Origin of the sequence: Lentzea sp. NPDC051208, assembly GCF_040682435.1 — a bacterium.
GTDB classification, from domain to species: Bacteria; Actinomycetota; Actinomycetes; order Mycobacteriales; family Pseudonocardiaceae; genus Lentzea; species Lentzea kristufekii.
In genome coordinates, this window is the sequence record NZ_JBFBAW010000032.1 from 1 (window position 1) to 17,801 (window position 17,801).

The following is a 17,801-nucleotide window of genomic DNA, read 5'->3' on the forward strand; positions in this document are numbered from 1 at the left end:
AGTACCTGGCGTTCGTCGAGTTTCGGGTTGGCCAGCGCCCAGGTGATCGGTAGCCCGGCCGGGGTGCAGATCAGGTGCAGGCGCAGGCCCCAGAACACCCTTCGTCCGTCTTCAGGCACCGCCCGGACTTAGGACTTACTCGTCTAGGCGCGCGTCACCAGGCCCAGGCGCCCCAGGACCTCCTTCGTCGCCTTGGACCTGTTCATCGTGTAGAAGTGCAGCGCGGGAACGCCCTCGTCGAGCAGTCGCTGGCACATCTCGGTCGCGATGTCGATGCCGGTCGCCCGGAACCCCGCCACGTCGTCCGCGTACGGCTCCAGCCGGCGTGAGACCTCGAGCGGCAGGTCGGCGCCGGACAGCTCCACGATCTTGGCCAGGCCGCGCGGCGAGAGCATCGGCATGATCCCGGGCAGGATCGCCGCCGAACAGCCCGCGGCCGCCACCCTGTCGCGCATCCGCAGGAACGGCTCCGGCGCGTGGAACAGCTGGGCCACCGCGTAGTCCGCGCCCGCGTTGAGCTTGCGCAGCAGGAACTTGAGGTCGGTGTCGAGGTCGCCCGAGCGCGGGTGCCCGTACGGGAACGCCGCCACGCCCACGCAGAAGTCGCCGAGCTCGCGGACCAGCCGCACCAGCTCGTCGGCGTAGCTGAGGCCTTCCGGGTGCGCGACCCACTCGCCCATCGGGTCGCCGGGAGGGTCGCCGCGCAGCGCCAGGATGTTGCGCACGCCGATCGCCGCGTACCAGCCGATGACGTTGCGCAGCTCCGCCACCGAGTGCTCGACGGCGGTGAGGTGCGCGACGGGGAGCAACGTCGTCTCCTGCGCGATGCGGCCGGTGGCGCGGATCGTGCGGTCCCGGCGCGACCCGCCGGCGCCGTAGGTGATCGACACGAACGCGGGGTCGAGGCCTTCCAGTTCGCGGACGGCCTTCCAGAGGACCTTCTCGTCCTCCGCGTCCCGGGGAGGCAGGAACTCCACCGAGAACTTGGGTGACTCACCCCGGAGTCGCTCCACCACCGACGTCATGGCACCAACACTAGTGGGTCTTCCGCCAGGTGAGACTCCTGCTCACCATGTGGTACGCGGCCCCGACATGCGGGTGGCCCCCGACACAGCGGAACATGGACGTGTGTCCCACCACCCCATCGACGTCGCGTTGCCCCAGCACGTCGAAGCAGCGTTGACCACGTATCTGGCCTCCCGCCGCGCGTCCGGCGAGGCGATGGACCCGAGCTTCGCGAGTGCTGTCGACGCGCTCTCCGATTTCGTGCTGGGCGGTGGCAAGCGCATCCGCCCGACGTACGCGTGGTGGGGCTGGCGCGCGGCCGGGGGCGATCCCGGCGGCGATCTCGCGGAGGAGGTGCTCACGGCGGTCAGCTCGCTGGAGCTGATCCAGGCGTGTGCGCTGATCCACGACGACCTGATGGACGCCTCGTCGGTGCGGCGGGGCAAGCCGACCGTGCACATCGCGTTCGGCACGCGGCACCGCGAGCAGGGCTGGCTCGGCTCGTCGGAGCGGTTCGGCATGTCGGCGGCCGTGCTGATCGGCGACGTCGCGCTGGCGTGGGCGGACGACATGCTCTTCGCCGCCGGGCTGCCGTCCGAGGTGCTGCGCCGGATGAGCGAGCCGTGGCGGGACATGCGCACCGAGATGCTCGCGGGCCAGTACCTCGACGTGCTGACGCAGGCCCGGGGCGACTCGTCCCCGGACGCCGCGTTGCGCATCGACCGGCTCAAGACCGCCGCGTACACCGTCGAACGGCCGCTGCACATGGGCGCGGCGATGGCGGGCGGCTCGCCCGAGCTGATCGACGGGCTGCGTGCGTTCGGTGCCGACATCGGCGTCGCGTTCCAGCTGCGCGACGACCTGCTCGGCGTGTTCGGCGACCCCGAGGTGACCGGCAAGCCCGCCGGCGACGACCTCGCCGAGGGCAAGCGCACGCTGCTCGTCGCGCTCGGCATGCAGTTCGGCGCTGATGTGCTGGACATCGCCCTCGGCAAGCCCGACCTGGACCTCGGCACCGTCGAGCAGGTCCGGCGCGCGCTCGTGGACGTCGGCGCCGTCGACGCCGTCGAGGAGCGCATCGAGGAGCTGACCAAGAGCGCGCTGGCCGCCCTCGACGACGCTCCCGTGGCCGAACCGGCCGCCACCATGCTCGCCGACCTCGCGATCAGTTCGACGAAGCGGACCTTCTGAGTCGATCATGTGCGTCTCTTGCCGGGGGTTGATTAAGTCCTCGTGACCGTGTGGGCCGTTGCTTGCTGACGCTTACGCGCGTTGTGCAACGATGTTCGGGCGATGGCAGCAACTCCGTCCCTACCCCGCACGAGCTCCGAGGCGTCGATACAGGAGCTTCAACCAGTCGTGCGCACGAACACCTACGCCATCCCCATCCGCACGACCATGCTCGGCCTGCTGGGCGTGGCACTGATCGCGCTCGGGGGCATGGGTGCCGGCGCGATCCTGGAGCGCGACCCGCTGCTCGCCCAGATCGGGCTGAGCTGGCTGCGCTACGGCCACGGCCGCGACCTCGCGAGCATGGTCCTGTACCTCGGGCTGGGCCTCGTCATCTGGGCGTGGATCCGGCTCGGCCGCCTCGTGCGGTGGGGTGAGATCGGCGACTTCGCGGTGCTGGTCGCGGTCACGGTCTGGACGTTGCCGCTGCTGTTCGCGCCGCCGCTGTTCAGCAAGGACATCTACAGCTACCTGGCCCAGGGCCAGCTCGCGCTGAGCGGCTACGACCCGTACACGGTCGGGCCCGCCGTCCTGCAGAGCACGCTCAGCGAGAACGTCAGCTGGGTGTGGCAGCACACACCGGCGCCGTACGGGCCGTTGTTCATCCTGATCGCCAAGGCGATCGTCTGGGCCACGGACGCGAGCGTCATCCTCGGCGTCGTCACCATGCGCCTGTCCCTCGCGGGCGGGCTGGTGCTGCTGTGCTGGGCGCTGCCGGGCCTGAGCCGGCACCTGGGCGGCAAGTCCGCGGTCGCGCTGTGGCTGGTCGCGGCGAACCCGCTGGTGCTGATCCACCTGATCGGCGGCGCGCACAACGACCTGCTGATGATCGGGCTGATGGCCGCCGGTGTGCTGCTGGTGCTCGACCGCAGGCACGTGCTCGGGTTCGTGCTGCTCGCCCTCGCGTTCTCGGTGAAGGCGACGGCGGTCGTGATCGTGCCGTTCCTCGTCTGGATCTGGGCCGCGCGGCTGGACGGCGACAAGCGCACCCAGTTCCGCAAGGCGCTGCTGCCGGGACTCGCCGCGTTCCTCGGGACGTTCGCGGTGTGCACGGTCGTCGCCGGGGTGAACCTCGGCTGGATCCCGGCGCTGCGCAGCTCGTCGATGATCATCAACTGGCTGTCGGTGCCGAGCGCGGTCGGCGACTTCGTGCGCATGGTCGTGAACTGGTTCGTCTACGTCGACGGCGGCATCTTCATCGGCGTGGCGCGGGCGCTGGGCTCCGTGGTGCTGATCTGGATCGCGTACACGCAGTGGTGGGCGGCCCGCGACGGTGAGGTGCGCGACGCCATCCGGCGTGGCGCGCTGACGATGCTGGCCGTGGCGCTGCTGTCGCCCGCGACGCTGCCCTGGTACTTCAGCTGGCCGCTGGCGCTGGCCGCCGGGTTCGCGTGGAGCACGGGCGCGCTGGTGACGGTGACGGTCGCGTCGCTGTTCCTGCTGCTGGTGACGTTCCCGAACGGCGACACGGCGCTCTACTCGTGGGGCTACCTGTTCTTCGCGCTGGTGGTGTCGGGTCTCGCGGCGCGGTCGCTGGTGAAGCCGGACCCGTTCGGCCTGTCCACGCGCTACGAATGAGCCCCGGGACCCTGGGCTCCGCCTATGCCGCCTGCCGCCGGGTCAACGCGCGGTACGGCAAGACGTTCTTCCTGGCGACGACGCTGCTGCGGCCCGAGCAGCGGCCGGCGGTGCACGCGCTGTACGCGTTCGCGCGCTGGGCCGACGAGATCGTCGACGCCGCGGGCGTGGCCGACCGCGCGAGCCGGCTCGACGAGGTGGAACGGCTCCTGGACGAGGAGCCGTCGAACCCGGTCCTGCTCGCACTGGCCGACACGACGCGCCGCTACGACATCGACAGGTCGCTGTTCATCGACTTCCTCGCGTCGATGCGGATGGACCTCGACGTGACGGAGTACGCGGACCTCGACGCACTCGGTGTGTACATGCACGGCTCCGCGGAGGTCATCGGGCTGCAGATGCTGCCGGTGCTCGGCACCGTGGTGCCGCGCGAGGAGGCCGCACCGTACGCGGCACGCCTCGGTACGGCGTTCCAGCTCACGAACTTCCTGCGTGACGTCGGCGAGGACCTCGACCGCGGCCGGGTGTACCTGCCGCAGGACGTTCTCGCCGCGCACGGCGTCGACCGAGATCTGTTGCAATGGGTTCGTCGTCATCGGCGCGCAAACGACCGGGTGCAAAGGGCGCTGGACGACCTCGTCGCGCACTCATATGCGCTATATCAGTTGGCGGAGCCCGGCATCGACATGCTGGCGGTGACGTCCCGTCCCTGTGTACGCACTGCGTACACGCTGTATCGCGACATCCTCGGCCTCATCGGCTGCGAGGTGCTGTGGCGGCGGGTGGCCGTGCCGAACGCACGACGGTTCGCGGTGGCAGTGCCCGGCGTCGGCCGGGCACTGCTCGCTCGAACCCCGCTCGTACGCGCGGCGACGCGATGAACCCCGCTTTAGATCACGACCACGGCGACGATGTTCGACGTCGCGGAGGCGTAGACGCTCGTGCCGGGGAAGAAGAGGCGCAGGTCGGCGGACGCGTCGATGCTGAGCCTCGCGGTGAACGTCGAGTTCGGCTGGCAGCTGCGGGTGTAGATGTTCGTCCACACCGAGGCGCCGACCCTGACCTGGGCGAACACGTCCAGGCCCAGCGTGAGCTGACGCTCGCCCTTGGCACCGAACTTGCCCTTGATCTGGAGCTGGTCGCCCTTCTTGAGCTTGACCTTGGCGCCACCCGCGTCGAGTTCGAGCGTGGTGGGCTTGGCCTGCACCATCGGCGCGGCGGTCGCGGCGACCGGCGCGAGGAGCAGCCCGAGGGCGGTGAGACCGGCGATGAGAGTTTTGGTGATCATGTGCACCAGCTCAGGGGTTCCAGGCGTCTCCCGCTCGCTGAGACGCCTGGAACCGCTGCAACGGGTGAACTAGAAACCCATGGCCTGCGCGCGGCGCTTTACCTCACGCCCACGGTCTCCGCGCAATGCTTCGATCGGAGTGCCAGGGAGGCTTTCGTCCTCCGTGAAGAGCCAGCGCAGGATCTCGTCCGTGGAGAAGTTCTGGTCGCGCAGCACCGTGATGGTGCCGGTCAGACCCTTCACCACCCCTCCGGCAGCGAGAAACGCCTCGGGGACGACGAGAACGCCGGCCCGCCGCTCGGCGAGCAGTTGCCCGTCGCGCAGCATTTGGTGGACCCGGGTGACCGGAAGTCCCATTCGGTCGGCTACCTCGGGGAGAGGAAGAACCTCCAGGTCGGCAGCCAATACATCCGCAGCGGCAGGAATCGCACTCACGGGGGTCACGATGCCATAACCGAACTGGGAACGCCCTTCCGCCAACCGGGTCATCCTGAGCTTTACCATCTCGCACTGTGGAGAGGTCGGTTTCGAACGTGATGGGTGGACTGCTGGAGCAGCGCTACCGGGTGGACTCCGTGCTGGCGCGCGGTGGCATGTCCACCGTCTATCGAGGTCGTGACACCCGCCTCGATCGAGATGTGGCCATCAAGGTGATGGATCCTCACCTGACGGCGGACCCCGCGTTCGTGGCGCGCTTCGAACGCGAGGCGCGTGCGGCGGCCCAGTTGCACCACCCGGCAGTGGTGTCCGTGCACGACCAGGGCGTCGACGGTGACCAGGTGTACCTGGTGATGGAGCTGATCGACGGCGGCAACCTCCGTGACCTGCTCAACCAGCGCGGCAAACTCGTTCCCGCCGTGGCGTTGAGCATCCTCGGGCCAGTGCTGTCGGCGTTGGGCGCCGCGCACCGCGCGGGGCTCGTGCACCGGGACGTGAAACCGGAGAACGTGCTGATCGGGCCCGGTGGCCAGGTCAAGGTGGCGGACTTCGGACTGGCCCGCGCGATCGCCGAGAACGGTGTCACGAGCGACAGCGAGATCCTGGGCACAGTCGCCTATCTTTCACCTGAACAGGTGGAATCGGGCGCCGCGGACGCGCGCAGTGACGTCTACGCGGCCGGGATCGTGCTCTACGAGATGCTGGCGGGCCAGGCGCCCTACCGCGGCGAGACGGCCATCTCGGTGGCCTACCAGCACGTGAACTCCGACGTCCCGTCGGTTCCGGAGATCCCGCTGGCGCTCGACACGCTGGTGCGCAAGGCGACGCGGCGCGACCCGGTGCTGCGGCCCGCGAACGCCGACGCGTTCCTGGCCGAGCTGGAGCGCGTGGGCTCGGAGCTGGGCCTCACGCCGCAGCCGGTGCCCGTGCCCGGTTCGGCGCCCGAGAACGACAGGACGGTCGTCATGCGGCCCGTCCCCGTCGCGGTCGGCGCCACTCCCCCCTCGGCTGCCGAGCTGACCAGGCCGGTGGTGCCGAAGCCACCGCTGAACTCGGCGGCGATGACGACGGTCAGCACCGGGCCTCCGCTGACGCCGCCTCCGGGCATCCCCGTCGGCAACTCGGCGACGCGCACGATGCAGCGGCCGGAGCCGCCGCGCCGCCGTCCCCCGCAGAAGCGCAAGCCGAAGGTCGACCCGGTCGAGGCGGAGCGCAAGCGGCGCAAGAAGCTCTTCACGATCTGGGGTTCCGTGGCCGCCGTCGTGGTGGTCCTCGTAGGGCTGTTCACCTGGTACGTCGGCGCGAACCGCTACACGGAGATGCCGTCGCTGGCCGGGCAGTCCGAGCAGAACGCGATGCTGCTGCTCTCGAAGGCCGAGCTGACCGGGCTGGTCGAGAAGGTGCCCTCCAACAACGTGCCCAACGGCACGGTCATCAGTTCCGACCCCGGACCTGGCGCCGAGCTGCGCAAGAACGACCAGGTGAAGCTCGTCGTGTCGCGCGGCAGACCAGTGGTGCCGTTCGTCACCGCCGGCGCCGAGGTGGAAGCCGTGACCAAGGAGATCCAGGCCGCGGGGCTGAAGGTGGCCAAGGACCCCGCGAAGGACGCGTTCCACGACACGGTGCCGATCGGCAAGGTCGTGGGCGTCGATCCGCGTCCTGGCACGGCGCTCGACCTCAACGCCCCGGTGACCCTCATCCTGAGCAAGGGCCCGCCGCCGCGTCTGCCCGTGCCGAACGTGACGGGCAAGACGAAGGACGAGGCGACCGCTGAGCTGCAGCGCGCCGGTCTGGAGGCGGTCGACGCGGGTGGCGAGGACGCGCCGGAGAACAACGGGTCACGCGTGGTGCGGACGGATCCGCCTGCGGGCACTGTCCTGGACCCGACGCAGAACAAGCGCGTCACGCTCTTCTACCAGAACAACCAGGAGGTCGAGGTTCCCGACGTCACCCGGCAGAAGGTGCGGGAGGCCAAGGAGGAGCTCGAACGGGCCGGTCTGAAGGTGAAGGTCGAGTTCAACAAGAGCAACAACGCGACCGTGGTGAACCAGTCGATCCCGCCACGCACGCGGGTGAAGCGAGGAACCGAGATCACGATCGTCGGCCTCTGACAAGGGCAAAGCGAAGGGCCCCGCGTTCTCGACGCGGGGCCCTTCGTTCTTCAGCTCGTCTTCAGGAAACTCGTCAGGACCGCAGCATCTCGGCGACGAGGAACGCGAGCTCGAGCGACTGCTGCGTGTTCAGGCGCGGGTCGCACGCCGTCTCGTAGCGGCCGGCGAGGTCGTCGTCGGAGATCTCCTGGGCGCCGCCGAGGCACTCGGTGACGTCCTCACCCGTGAGCTCGATGTGGATGCCGCCGGGGTGCGTGCCGAGACGGCGGTGCACCTCGAAGAAACCCTGGACCTCGTCGACGATGCGGTCGAAGTGCCGGGTCTTGTAGCCGGTCGACGACTCGTGCGTGTTGCCGTGCATCGGGTCGCACTGCCAGATGACCTTGTGGCCGCTGGCCTCGACCTTCTCGACGATGGCGGGGAGCACGTCGCGCACCTTCTGGTTGCCCATGCGCGAGATGAGCGTCAGGCGGCCCGGCTTGTTGTGCGGGTCGAGGCGCTCGACGTACTCGACGGCCATCTCCGGCGACGTCGTCGGGCCGATCTTGAGACCGATCGGGTTCGCCAGCATCTCGGCGAACGCGATGTGCGCGCCGTCGAGCTGACGGGTGCGCTCACCGATCCACACGAAGTGCGACGACAGGTCGTACAGCTTGGGCTCGTCGCCCGTCGTGTCGAGGCGGAGCAGCGCGCGCTCGTAGTCGAGGAGCAGCGCCTCGTGCGAGGCGAAGATCTCCGTGCCGTGCAGCGACTGGTCGTTCACGCCGCACGCCGACATGAACTTCAGGCCGCGGTCGATCTCGCCGGCCAGGGCCTCGTAGCGCTCACCCGCGGGCGAGGTGCGCACGAAGTCGCGGTTCCAGTCGTGCACGCGGTGCAGGTCGGCGAGACCCGCGCCGGTGAGCGCCCGCAGCAGGTTCATGGCCGCGCCGGCGTTCGCGTACGCGCGGATCATGCGACCGGGGTCGGCGACGCGCGCCTCGGGCGTCGGGACCAGGGAGTTGATGATGTCGCCGCGGTAGGACGGCAGGCCGAGCGCGTCGATGCCCGACGAACGCGGCTTGGCGTACTGGCCGGCGATGCGGCCGACCTTCACCACCGGAAGGCTCGCGCCGTAGGTCAGCACGACAGCCATCTGCAGCAGGGTCCGGATGTTCGCGCGGATGTGCGGCTCGGTGTTGTCAGCGAACGTCTCCGCGCAGTCACCGCCCTGCAGGAGAAATGCCTCACCGTTCGCGACCTGCGCCAGTTGCGTGTGCAGCCGGTCGATCTCGGCGGGCACGGTGATCGGCGGCACGCTCTCGAGCACGGTCCGCACGCGACGCACCTGTTCGGCGTCGGGCCATTCGGGCTGCTGGGCGGCCGGGCGCGACAGTGCGTCGTCCAGGCGCTTGCGCATCTCGGGAGGCAGCGGCGGAAGCTCGGGAAGCGTGTCGATGGGCACGTCCACGGTCCAGTTCACGCTGCTCATCCTAGTTGTCCCACACTGAGAGACCGGGCCGGGCCTGTCAGCGCCCGGAGGGGTCTCGGCCTGGGCGTCTTCCGGCGGAGCGGGTGTTACGTCCGGCGGAGTGAAGTCTGTTACCGGTCAACTACCGGGCTCTGCCCAGTTGAGACGTCGCATTGCATGATGTGGGCCATGAACGCCACCCGTTTGGATGACAGCACCGCGACCCGGCTGCTGGGCATCGCGGTCGACAACATCCAGCGCGACCACCCGGTGCATTGGACGCACGTCATCGACGGCGACGACCGGCTCGTGCCGCAGCGGGTGCTGCATCCGGTGTTCGCCGGGTCGTTCGACTGGCACTCGTGCGTGCACCAGACGTGGCTCGCCGTGCGTCTGCTGCGGCTGCGCCCCTCTCTCTCGGGAGCGGACACGGCCCGCAACGCCCTCGACAAGCTGATCACGCCCGACAACTGCGCCACCGAGGCCGCGTTCTTCGCCTCCCCTGCCGGACGGCACTGGGAGCGGCCGTACGGCTGGGCGTGGCTGCTGCTGCTCGACGCCGAACTGCGCACCTCCGGTCTGCCGTGGTCGGTGGCGCCGATCGCGGAGGTGCTGCGCGACCGGTGGCTGGAGTGGATCTCGGCGGCACGCCTGCCGATCCGCACCGGCACCCACAGCAACACCGCGTTCGCGACCGGCCTCGTGTTCGACGCCGCCCAGGCGACCGGTGACGCCGAACTGGCCTCCGCGTGTGCCGCCGCAGCACTGCGGTGGCACCGCGACGAGGCCGGGTACGGCGGTTTCGAACCGGACGCCGCCGACTTCCTGTCCCCCGCGCTGACGACGGCCGACCTGATGCGGCGGGCCCTGGACACCGCGGAGTTCGCCGATTGGCTCGACGCCTACCTGCCGGAGCTCGAGTCGGAACGGTGGCGCGTGCTGCGCGAGCCCTTCCCGGTCGACGACCCCAGCGACCCCTACGGCTCGCACCTCGCCGGGCTCGCGTTGTCGCGCGCCTGGAACTGGGAGGCGATCGCGGAGGCGCTGCCGGCCGGGCACCGGTACGCGTCGCTGGCCCGCACGGCCTCGTCGGCGCATCGCGAGGCCGGGTGGACGTACGTGTTCGGCGGGCACGGCTACATGGCCGACCACTGGCTCGGCACGTTCGGCGCCTACCTCGACGTCAAAGCCTTCTGACCTGCGCTTACTCTCCTTATGCAAAGAACGTTTGCGGACGTCCGCAAACGTCTTTTGCATAAGGCCGGACAAAACGGGCAGCAATATATTGGATATCACCCGCCGGAGACGCCGTGGCGCGCCGGATCAGGGTCAGCGCGATGCCCTTCGCCGCCGCGTGCGCCGAGGCCGCGTGCGCGGGGATCCAACCGCGGCGTGCCACCGGTGCCGCGAGCACCTCGGTCTACAACAACGTCGGCGAGTAAGCGAGCAGAGCCTTGCCGATCGCGGTGGCGTGCAGGGGCATGCGACCGCCCAGGCGCGACGGTGAGGACGCCTGGGGGTGACCACCAATCTTGGCGGCTAGACGACCTCGTGGCCCTCCAGGAGCCCCAAGCCGGACGGTTCCGTGGGTGTGTTCGTAGAGTCTTCCAGGTACGGCGTGGACACCTCGACCACACAGCGCGAATCCCGCCAGCGGGAACGGGACCCTTATGCAAAAGACGTTTGCGGTCGTCCGCAAACGTCTTTTGCATAAGCGATATATCGGATACTGGATGTTGCTGGATCAGGCCAGGTCAGGCGCAGATCAGGCGCCGAAGAAGACCTCGGCCTCTTCGTAGCGCTCGGTCGGGACCGTCTTCAGCTCGGCCGTCGCCTCCGACAGCTTCACGCGGACGATGTCCGTGCCGCGCAGCGCGACCATGGTGCCGAAGTCACCGGCGGCGACGGCGTCGACGGCGTGCAGGCCGAAGCGGGTCGCGAGGACGCGGTCGTACGCGGTCGGCGTGCCACCGCGCTGGATGTGGCCGAGGACGGCCGCGCGGGACTCCTTGCCGGTGCGGTCCGCGATCTCCTCCGCGAGCCACTGGCCGACGCCACCGAGGCGGACGTGACCGAAGGCGTCGCGCTCACCGGAGTGCAGCACCTCGGCGCCACCCTCGGGAATCGCGCCCTCGGCGACGACGATGATCGGGGCGAACTCGCTCTCGAAGCGGCGCTCGACGTGCTCGACGACCTTGTCGACGCTGAACGGGCGCTCCGGGACGAGGATGACGTTCGCGCCACCCGCGAGACCCGAGTGCAGCGCGATCCAGCCGGCGTGACGGCCCATGACCTCGACGACGAGCGCACGGTGGTGCGACTCGGCCGTGGTGCGCAGGCGGTCGATGGCCTCGGTCGCGATGTGGACGGCCGTGTCGAAGCCGAACGTGTAGTCCGTGGCGCCGAGGTCGTTGTCGATCGTCTTCGGCACACCCACGACACCGATGCCGTCGTCGGTGAGGCGCTTGGCGACACCGAGGGTGTCCTCGCCGCCGATCGCGATGATGGCGTCGATCTGGTTCTCCGCGATGGTCTCGCGGATGCGGTCGACACCGCCCTCGACCTTGTAGGGGTTCGTGCGCGACGAGCCCAGGATCGTGCCACCGCGGGTGAGGATCTCCTCGACGTCCGCGAGGTCGATCGACTTGGTGAGGTTCTCGATCGGGCCCTGCCACCCGTTGCGGAACCCGACGATCTCCCAGCCGTGTGCCTTGATGCCCTTGCGGACCACGGCCCGGATCACGGCGTTCAGACCGGGGCAGTCACCACCGCCAGTGAGCACACCGATGCGCATCTGCTTCCCCATCTCTCGTGTTCTGTGTCACGCAGACTGTCACGAGCTGTATCGGTGCAGCAACGCGGGTCTCACTTACCGGACGGGAAAACCGATTTTCCGGCGCTGCTCCTCGATCACCTTCCACCGCGCGAGGTTGTGCCGCGCGTCGGCGAGGGCGTCGTGCGCGTCCGCCGGAGGAGCCGGCAGCCGGGGGCGGCCGACGTCGTCCCAGCGTTGCCGCAGGTCACGGGTGAACCGGGGCAACGCGCGCGGCAACGCCGGCATCGCACCCCACAGCTGCGCCAGCGCCACGTGGTCGTAGGCGGCGAACCACGCCCACAGCTCGATCTCGTCGCGCGCGGCATCGCGGGCGCCGAGGAAGTCGAGCAGGTCCTCGCGGATGCGCTCGCGGCTGCGCCACGCCTTGTCCGCGGGCGAGGGCAGCTGGTTGAGGACGTTCTGCCGCACCCACGGTCCCGCGCGATCGGGGTCGAACTCGGTGGACACGGCGTAGAACTCGCGGCCTTCCTCGTCGACCACACCGATCGACACGAGGTCGATCGTCAGCCCGTCCTCGATGAACTCACAGTCGTAGAAAAACCGCACCGCGACACCCTAGGGGTGCGGTCAGCCCGCCTTCTTCTCGGGCACCCGGTCGCCCTTCTTGCCCTGTTCCGACGCGTCGGTGGTCAGCTCCTTGGCCTTCGACGCGTAGACGTCGACGTACTCCTGGCCAGAGAGCTCCATCAACGCGTACATGATCTCGTCGGTGATCGACCGCAGCACGAACCTGTCGCCGGACAGGCCCTCGTAGCGGGAGAAGTCGAGCGGCTTGCCGATCTTGATGCGGATCGGGTGCGGCTTCCACATCCTGGAGCCGATGGGGTTCGCCTTGTCCGTGCCGAACATCGCCACGGGGATGACCGGCGCGCCGGACTCCAGCGCGATCCACGCGACGCCGACCTTGCCCTTGTAGAGACGGGCGTCGGGCGAACGCGTGCCCTCGGGGTAGATGCCGAGGAGCTTGCCCTCGCGCACGATCCGCACACCGGTGTCGAGCGCTCCCTGCGCGGCGGACGCGCTGGACCGGTCGATCGGCACCTGGCCGACGCCGGTGAAGAACCACTTCTGCAGCCTGCCCTTGAGGCCCGTGCCGGTGAAGTACTCGATCTTGGCCGGGAACGTGACGCGCCGCGACAGCATCAGCGGCAGGAAGAACGAGTCGGAGACGGCGAGGTGGTTGCTCGCCAGGATGGCTCCGCCGTCCTTCGGGATGTTCTCGGCGCCCTCGATGATCTTCGGCTGGAAGAACAGCCGCAGAATCGGTCCCAGGAGGACGTGCTTCATCAACCAGTACAGCACCTTGGGAAGCGCCTCCCTTAAGACCCCAGAACCTTGATCCCGACAATCAGCCTACGGAGCCGACCGCACCTCACACAACGAGTCCCGAGTTAGTGCGTCACGGCCCGTGCCGGACGCGTCGGACCGGGAACGTGACTGGGCCGACTGCCGTAACCCGCAACACATCCCGACCGTGCAACGATGAGGGGTCAGAGGGTTGCGGCTTTGTGGAGAGGCTCTGGATGAACGCCCGGCGCGACTCGACCGACGGACCGGAGAACGTCGACGAGCTCTTTGCCGAGATCGTCGCGGGTCTCGAACGGGACGGGGTCGGCAAGGACTGGCTCGACCTCGACGAGGCGGGCCCGGAGACGAACACGGTGACCGGGCACGGCGGGCCCGAGCCATGCACCGCCGTGGCGGAAGACCCGCTACCGGACCCCGCCGACGAGCCCGAACGCCGGGATCCGGCCGACGAGGACCACTACGTCCCGCCGGAGCCGCCGCCGTTCCCGGTGCTGCGCGCCTCGACCCTCGCGGCGCTCGGCCTGTTCGTGCTGGGCATCCTGCTGCTGGTCGCGCCCGGCATCTTCGGCCTGCAGTCGCGGATCGGCACACCGCTGTCGCTGGTGGCGCTCTGCGCGGGCGTCGGCTGGCTGATCCTGCGCATGCGCAACACCCCGCCGCCGGACTCGGGATGGGACGACGGCGCGCAGGTGTGACGGGTCACGGCTTACCGGGTAACGGCGTGATAACGGCCACTCAAACCTTCAGATAACGATTCGGTCGTGCTTACCGTGTCGGACATGGACCAGATGCAGCACCTGATGATGGCCCGTGCCATGGCGACCCTGAGCAAGAAGGACGGGGCCAAGCGCCGCCGCCCGCGCATCCTGCGCCTGCTCGGCCGCTAGCCACCCCGGACCGAGTGTTCGCGGCGAGCGAACAACCCCGACGAGCTCGCCGCGGACACTCACTTCTTCTTCCTCAGCGCTTCCGGCTTGTGGACCGCGTCCCGGCCGCTCTTCGCGCTCTCCACGCGGTACTGGGGCTCCTCCTTGGAGGCCTTGACCTTGCGGCCCGCCGCCTCCGTCTCCGTGGTGATCTCCTCCTTCACCTCGCCGTGGGTCTTCGAGCCGTGGCTCGACCACTCGACCTCGTCGCCTGGCTTGTAGGGATGCTTCGTCATGCCCGCGGGGTACCCCCGGCCGGACGAGTCGATCCGTCCAGGAGGAGGACCCGGTGAGCGACGACCACGACCAGATCCGGAAGGACTTCGCCGAGGCGGTCAACATGACCGCGTCAGAGCTGGAGAAGTGGCTCGGCACCGACGAGTCCAAGGAGGTCGGCGACAAGTCGTCCGGGGAGTCGACCGGGCACGCGTCAGGCCGCCGCATCGTCACGTTGCTGAAGACGAAGCGCGACGACCTGACCGACAGCGACTACCAGCACATGCGCAAGGTCGTCGGCTACGTGCACCGCCACCTCGCCCAGCGGCCCTCCGGCGACGTCGAGGACAGCCGCTGGCGTCACTCGCTGATGAACTGGGGCAACGACCCGCTGAAGACTTAGGCCCTGCGCGAGTGGTTCTCGGCCACCCGCGAGGTCATCTGGGTCGCCATCTCACGGGCCAGCGTCGCCGCGCCCACGATGCCCGCGTCGTCACCGAGCTGGGCGGTGCGGATCCGGGCCAGCGGCCGGTGGCCCGCTCCCGTCACCACGGCGGAGTAGCGCTCGCGGGCGTCGTCGAGGAACAGCGGTGCCGAGGTCGACACGCCTCCCCCGATGACGATCACCTCGGGGTCGTAGACGTCGGCGACCAGCGCCAGGCCCTCGCCGAGCCAGCGGGCCAGGTCGGCCATCGCGCGCTTGGCCAGCGGGTCGCCGTCGCGAGCCGCTCCGGCCACCCGGCGGCCGGTCACCGCGCGCGAATCGCCCGCCGCCTCGCGGGCCAGCACGGTCGAGACGCCGGGGTGCTTGGCGAGCAGTTCCACGGCCGTAGCGCTCAGGGCCGTGCCGCTGCAGTAGCGCTCCCAGCAGCCGTTCTTGCCGCACGGGCAGGGGCGGCCGTCCGGGACGACGCGCAGGTGGCCCAGTTCGGGGGCCACGCCGTACGCGCCGCGGAAGACCTCGCCGTCGAGCAGCAGCGCCGCGCCGATGCCCGTGCCGATGGCGACGAGAACGGCGATCTTGGCGCCCCTGGCCGCGCCGAAGCGGTGTTCGGCCAGGGCGGCGGCGTTCGCGTCGTGTTCCAGCACGACCGGCATGCCCAGGCGGTCGCTCATGCGGTCGGCCACGTCCGCCTGCCGCCACGCCAGGTGGGGCGCGAAACGGACCGTGCGGCGGTCTGAGGCGATGAAGCCCGCCACGGCGAGACCGACGGCGCTCACCGCGTGGCGGGTCGCCACCTCCTCCACGGCGGCGACGATCGCGTCTTCGAGCGCGCGTTCGCCGGCGGGCGTGGGGGCGCGCGAGGTGTCCAGGACCGAGCCGCGCGGGTCCACGACACCGGCGCGCACGCTGGTGCCGCCGATGTCCACTCCGACGGTGAGCACTAGTCGGACTTCCTGACGACCTTGATGTGCTGCACGCGCTGCCCGGCGTCAGGAGCCGGTTCGTCGCCGGCAGGCGGTGAGGGCTGCGGGGTGCCGGGTTCGCTCAGGGCCGCGCGCAGCACCGCGACAAGGCCCGCCGCGTGTTCGGCGGCCTTCGCGGCCAGTTCGGAGCGGTCTCCGCGCAGCAACGCCACGCCGTTGCACAACGGGCACCAGCCGCACGTCTCGGGCATGTGCGAGCCGTCGCCGGCCTCGGAGACGCGCTGCAGCCACGGCTGCATGCGCTCGGCGGCGGTGTCGATGAGCAGCCGCAGCTCCTCGGCGAGCTTGCCGGTGTTGTCCTGGGTCATCTACGAACTCCTGATCAGCGCCACAGGGACGGGTCCGGCCGGAATCCCACCGTCACGCCACCCGAGTCCATCTCCGCACCGGTGACGATGCAGCGCCGCAACAACGACGGCAGCGCCACGAGCCGGCGCCGGCCGTCCACGGTCAGCGCCAGGTCGTCGCTCACGCGCGCGAGGTCCAGCTCCGTGTCGTCGGACAGCGGCAACGCGATCCGCAGCGAGTACCGGGCGTCGAGCCCGCGCCCGCTGCCCGACACCTCCAGCAACGACTCCGACACCGCGGCACCCGGCAACGGGTCCGAGTCGCCGTAGAGCTGCTCGGCGACCTCCAGCAGCGCCGGCACGCCCACGGGCTCGGACGCGCGGTGGTCGACCGTGCGGATCTCACCGATCCCGGTCAGTTCGGCCAGCACGGCGTCCTGCTCGTGGCGGCGGGTCCGCAGCCAGGAGGCGGCGGCACCGCGCGCGGCACCCGGCGAGGGCACCAGCCGGTTCGCGATCACGCTGTCGACCCGGATTCCCTGCAGCGCCAACGCGGTCAGCGTGCGGCGGGTCTCGGCGGCGACGACGCGTTCGGGCGTCAGCACGAGTCGCACCGAGCACGACGAGGAGTCCGCGAGCATCGAGCGCAACGCGTCCAGCCGTTCGGCGAGCCGGCTGAGCGCGTCGGCCGTCGCGTCCCACTTCTCGACGGTCCCGGTGCCGGCGACGCCCGCGAGGAGCCCGCGCACCACGCGCCGGTGGGTGGGGAAGAGCCGTTCGAGATAGCCCGCGAACGCCTCGGGCAGCGACAGCAGCCGCAACGTCTCCGCGGTCGGCCCGCAGTCGACGACCACGACCTCCCACGGCCCGGACGCCGCGAGCCGCCGCACCTCCGCCAGCGCGAGGAGTTCCTCGACGCCCGGCAGCACGGTCAGTTCCTCGGCGTCGAGCTCGTCGACACCGGCGCCCGCCAGCACGGTCCGCAGGTGCCCGCGCAGCTCGCCCCACGCCTCGTCGACGAGGGCGCGCGGGTCGATCTGGCAGGCGAACAAACCGGCCGAGCCGTCCACTTCGGACGGTTCGGCGCCGAGACGCACGTCGAGCGCGTCGCCCAGCGAGTGCGCGGGATCGGTGGAGACCACGAGCGCCTTGCGGCCGTGCGCGGCCAGTGAGGCCGCGGTCGCCGCCGACAGCGTCGTCTTGCCGACCCCGCCCTTGCCGGTGAAGAGCAGGACCCGGCTCAAGCCGCCTTCTCCGCGCGCTTCTTGAGTTCCTTGAGCGCGGTGTCGAGGATCATCTTCTCGGCCTTGCGGCGGAACAGCCCGATCATCGGGATCACCAGCTGCACCGACAGCGTGTAGGTGACCTTGGTGCCGGTGCCCGACGGCGCGAGCACGTAGCTGCCCTGCTGCGCCTTCTGCATGGTGCCCTTGACGAGCTCCCACTTCACCGACAGACCGTCGGGGGCCCAGTCGTACTTCAGGGTGTACTCGTCCTTCACGGGCCCCTGGTCGATCGCGAACCGCACCTGCTCGGCGCGGCCGTCCTCCCGCGCGGCGAGGACCTCGACTTCCTTCATCCCGTTCGCCCAGTCCGGGTACGACGGGAAGTCCGCGATGATCGCCATGATCTTCTCAGGCGGAGCGTCGATGACGATGGACTGAGTGGACTCGTCGGCCATAGACGTGGAGGTTACTCGC

General features: G+C 69.9%; 22 protein-coding genes and 1 pseudogene. 9 read left to right on the plus strand and 14 right to left on the minus strand.

Features of this window, described 5'->3' with window-relative positions:
* Positions 1-101 (minus strand): annotated as a pseudogene (locus AB0M48_RS42730) (IS982 family transposase); the annotation flags it as partial.
* A gap of 42 nt (positions 102-143) precedes the next feature.
* Positions 144-1,025 (minus strand): methylenetetrahydrofolate reductase [NAD(P)H], encoded by an 882-nt coding sequence (gene metF / locus AB0M48_RS42735; protein ID WP_319984275.1) that lies wholly within the window; start codon positions 1,023-1,025, stop codon positions 144-146.
* A 103-nt stretch (positions 1,026-1,128) separates the two neighbouring features.
* Between metF and AB0M48_RS42740 the strand changes: the two genes are divergently transcribed.
* The 3 genes from AB0M48_RS42740 (at position 1,129) to AB0M48_RS42750 (ending at position 4,694) form a co-directional block, all read left to right on the plus strand.
* Positions 1,129-2,196 carry a polyprenyl synthetase family protein gene (locus AB0M48_RS42740; RefSeq protein ID WP_363854203.1) on the plus strand — a complete coding sequence of 356 codons (1,068 nt, stop codon included), beginning with the start codon at positions 1,129-1,131 and terminating at the stop codon, positions 2,194-2,196.
* Positions 2,197-2,364: 168 nt separating this feature from the next.
* Entirely contained in the window at positions 2,365-3,813 is a 1,449-nt protein-coding gene (gene mptB / locus AB0M48_RS42745) for a polyprenol phosphomannose-dependent alpha 1,6 mannosyltransferase MptB (protein ID WP_363854206.1), read from the plus strand.
* A complete protein-coding gene (locus AB0M48_RS42750) occupies positions 3,810-4,694 on the plus strand; it encodes a phytoene/squalene synthase family protein (RefSeq protein ID WP_363854208.1) in 885 nt (294 codons plus the stop codon). The genes mptB and AB0M48_RS42750 overlap by 4 nt, the downstream gene beginning before the upstream one ends.
* Before the next feature lie 8 nt (positions 4,695-4,702).
* On the opposite strand, the gene AB0M48_RS42755 is transcribed toward AB0M48_RS42750, so the two are convergent.
* A complete protein-coding gene (locus tag AB0M48_RS42755; protein WP_363854211.1) occupies positions 4,703-5,101 on the minus strand; it encodes a hypothetical protein in 399 nt (132 codons plus the stop codon).
* A 69-nt stretch (positions 5,102-5,170) separates the two neighbouring features.
* The gene (locus AB0M48_RS42760; protein ID WP_363854214.1) at positions 5,171-5,536 is read right to left on the minus strand and encodes an Rv2175c family DNA-binding protein; all 366 of its coding nucleotides are present in this window, start codon (positions 5,534-5,536) and stop codon (positions 5,171-5,173) included.
* 77 nt (positions 5,537-5,613) lie between these two features.
* Here AB0M48_RS42760 and pknB point away from each other — a divergent pair, with 77 nt between their 5' ends.
* On the plus strand, positions 5,614-7,650 hold the full coding sequence (gene pknB / locus AB0M48_RS42765; RefSeq protein ID WP_363854217.1) for a Stk1 family PASTA domain-containing Ser/Thr kinase: 2,037 nt from the start codon (positions 5,614-5,616) through the stop codon (positions 7,648-7,650).
* 73 nt (positions 7,651-7,723) lie between these two features.
* On the opposite strand, the gene AB0M48_RS42770 is transcribed toward pknB, so the two are convergent.
* The gene (locus AB0M48_RS42770; RefSeq protein ID WP_363854220.1) at positions 7,724-9,112 is read right to left on the minus strand and encodes a class II 3-deoxy-7-phosphoheptulonate synthase; all 1,389 of its coding nucleotides are present in this window, start codon (positions 9,110-9,112) and stop codon (positions 7,724-7,726) included.
* 177 nt (positions 9,113-9,289) lie between these two features.
* Here AB0M48_RS42770 and AB0M48_RS42775 point away from each other — a divergent pair, with 177 nt between their 5' ends.
* Together AB0M48_RS42775 and AB0M48_RS42780 are read left to right on the plus strand one after the other, a co-directional pair.
* Positions 9,290-10,297 (plus strand): DUF2891 domain-containing protein, encoded by a 1,008-nt coding sequence (locus tag AB0M48_RS42775; RefSeq protein WP_363854223.1) that lies wholly within the window; start codon positions 9,290-9,292, stop codon positions 10,295-10,297.
* Between the two features lie 113 nt (positions 10,298-10,410).
* Positions 10,411-10,542 carry a hypothetical protein gene (locus tag AB0M48_RS42780; protein ID WP_363854227.1) on the plus strand — a complete coding sequence of 44 codons (132 nt, stop codon included), beginning with the start codon at positions 10,411-10,413 and terminating at the stop codon, positions 10,540-10,542.
* Here the strand turns inward: AB0M48_RS42780 and AB0M48_RS42785 are convergent.
* From AB0M48_RS42785 to AB0M48_RS42800, 4 genes are all read right to left on the minus strand, one after another.
* Positions 10,521-10,583: a hypothetical protein gene (locus tag AB0M48_RS42785; protein WP_363854384.1), complete on the minus strand. Its 63-nt coding sequence runs from the start codon at positions 10,581-10,583 to the stop codon at positions 10,521-10,523. The genes AB0M48_RS42780 and AB0M48_RS42785 overlap by 22 nt on opposite strands.
* Before the next feature lie 282 nt (positions 10,584-10,865).
* Positions 10,866-11,894 (minus strand): 6-phosphofructokinase, encoded by a 1,029-nt coding sequence (locus tag AB0M48_RS42790; RefSeq protein ID WP_319984468.1) that lies wholly within the window; start codon positions 11,892-11,894, stop codon positions 10,866-10,868.
* 75 nt (positions 11,895-11,969) lie between these two features.
* Positions 11,970-12,482 carry a polyadenylate-specific 3'-exoribonuclease AS gene (locus tag AB0M48_RS42795; RefSeq protein WP_363854230.1) on the minus strand — a complete coding sequence of 171 codons (513 nt, stop codon included), beginning with the start codon at positions 12,480-12,482 and terminating at the stop codon, positions 11,970-11,972.
* Positions 12,483-12,503: 21 nt separating this feature from the next.
* Complete coding sequence (locus AB0M48_RS42800; protein ID WP_363854233.1) at positions 12,504-13,238, minus strand: lysophospholipid acyltransferase family protein; 735 nt, start codon at positions 13,236-13,238, stop codon at positions 12,504-12,506.
* A 206-nt stretch (positions 13,239-13,444) separates the two neighbouring features.
* On the opposite strand from AB0M48_RS42800, the gene AB0M48_RS42805 reads away from it, so the two are divergent.
* Both AB0M48_RS42805 and AB0M48_RS42810 read left to right on the plus strand, forming a co-directional pair.
* Positions 13,445-13,939 carry a hypothetical protein gene (locus tag AB0M48_RS42805; RefSeq protein ID WP_363854236.1) on the plus strand — a complete coding sequence of 165 codons (495 nt, stop codon included), beginning with the start codon at positions 13,445-13,447 and terminating at the stop codon, positions 13,937-13,939.
* A 66-nt stretch (positions 13,940-14,005) separates the two neighbouring features.
* Complete coding sequence (locus AB0M48_RS42810) at positions 14,006-14,131, plus strand: hypothetical protein (RefSeq protein ID WP_363854239.1); 126 nt, start codon at positions 14,006-14,008, stop codon at positions 14,129-14,131.
* Positions 14,132-14,190: 59 nt separating this feature from the next.
* Here AB0M48_RS42810 and AB0M48_RS42815 read toward each other — a convergent pair whose 3' ends face one another.
* Positions 14,191-14,406: a DUF2945 domain-containing protein gene (locus AB0M48_RS42815; protein WP_363854242.1), complete on the minus strand. Its 216-nt coding sequence runs from the start codon at positions 14,404-14,406 to the stop codon at positions 14,191-14,193.
* 53 nt (positions 14,407-14,459) lie between these two features.
* Here AB0M48_RS42815 and AB0M48_RS42820 point away from each other — a divergent pair, with 53 nt between their 5' ends.
* Positions 14,460-14,789, plus strand: coding sequence for a DUF3140 domain-containing protein (locus AB0M48_RS42820; protein ID WP_363854245.1), 330 nt, complete (start codon positions 14,460-14,462; stop codon positions 14,787-14,789).
* Here the strand turns inward: AB0M48_RS42820 and AB0M48_RS42825 are convergent.
* The 4 genes from AB0M48_RS42825 to AB0M48_RS42840 are packed head-to-tail and all read right to left on the minus strand — an operon-like array spanning position 14,786 to position 17,782.
* Positions 14,786-15,772 carry an ROK family glucokinase gene (locus AB0M48_RS42825; protein WP_363854248.1) on the minus strand — a complete coding sequence of 329 codons (987 nt, stop codon included), beginning with the start codon at positions 15,770-15,772 and terminating at the stop codon, positions 14,786-14,788. The two genes, AB0M48_RS42820 and AB0M48_RS42825, sit on opposite strands and share 4 nt — an antisense overlap.
* Positions 15,772-16,122 (minus strand): hypothetical protein, encoded by a 351-nt coding sequence (locus tag AB0M48_RS42830; RefSeq protein WP_363854251.1) that lies wholly within the window; start codon positions 16,120-16,122, stop codon positions 15,772-15,774. The genes AB0M48_RS42825 and AB0M48_RS42830 overlap by 1 nt, the downstream gene beginning before the upstream one ends.
* Positions 16,123-16,136: 14 nt before the next feature.
* Positions 16,137-17,345, minus strand: coding sequence for an ArsA family ATPase (locus AB0M48_RS42835; RefSeq protein WP_363854254.1), 1,209 nt, complete (start codon positions 17,343-17,345; stop codon positions 16,137-16,139).
* Positions 17,342-17,782 carry an SRPBCC family protein gene (locus tag AB0M48_RS42840; RefSeq protein WP_319984257.1) on the minus strand — a complete coding sequence of 147 codons (441 nt, stop codon included), beginning with the start codon at positions 17,780-17,782 and terminating at the stop codon, positions 17,342-17,344. Before AB0M48_RS42840 ends, AB0M48_RS42835 begins: the two co-directional genes overlap by 4 nt.
* Between the last annotated feature and the right edge of the window lie 19 nt (positions 17,783-17,801).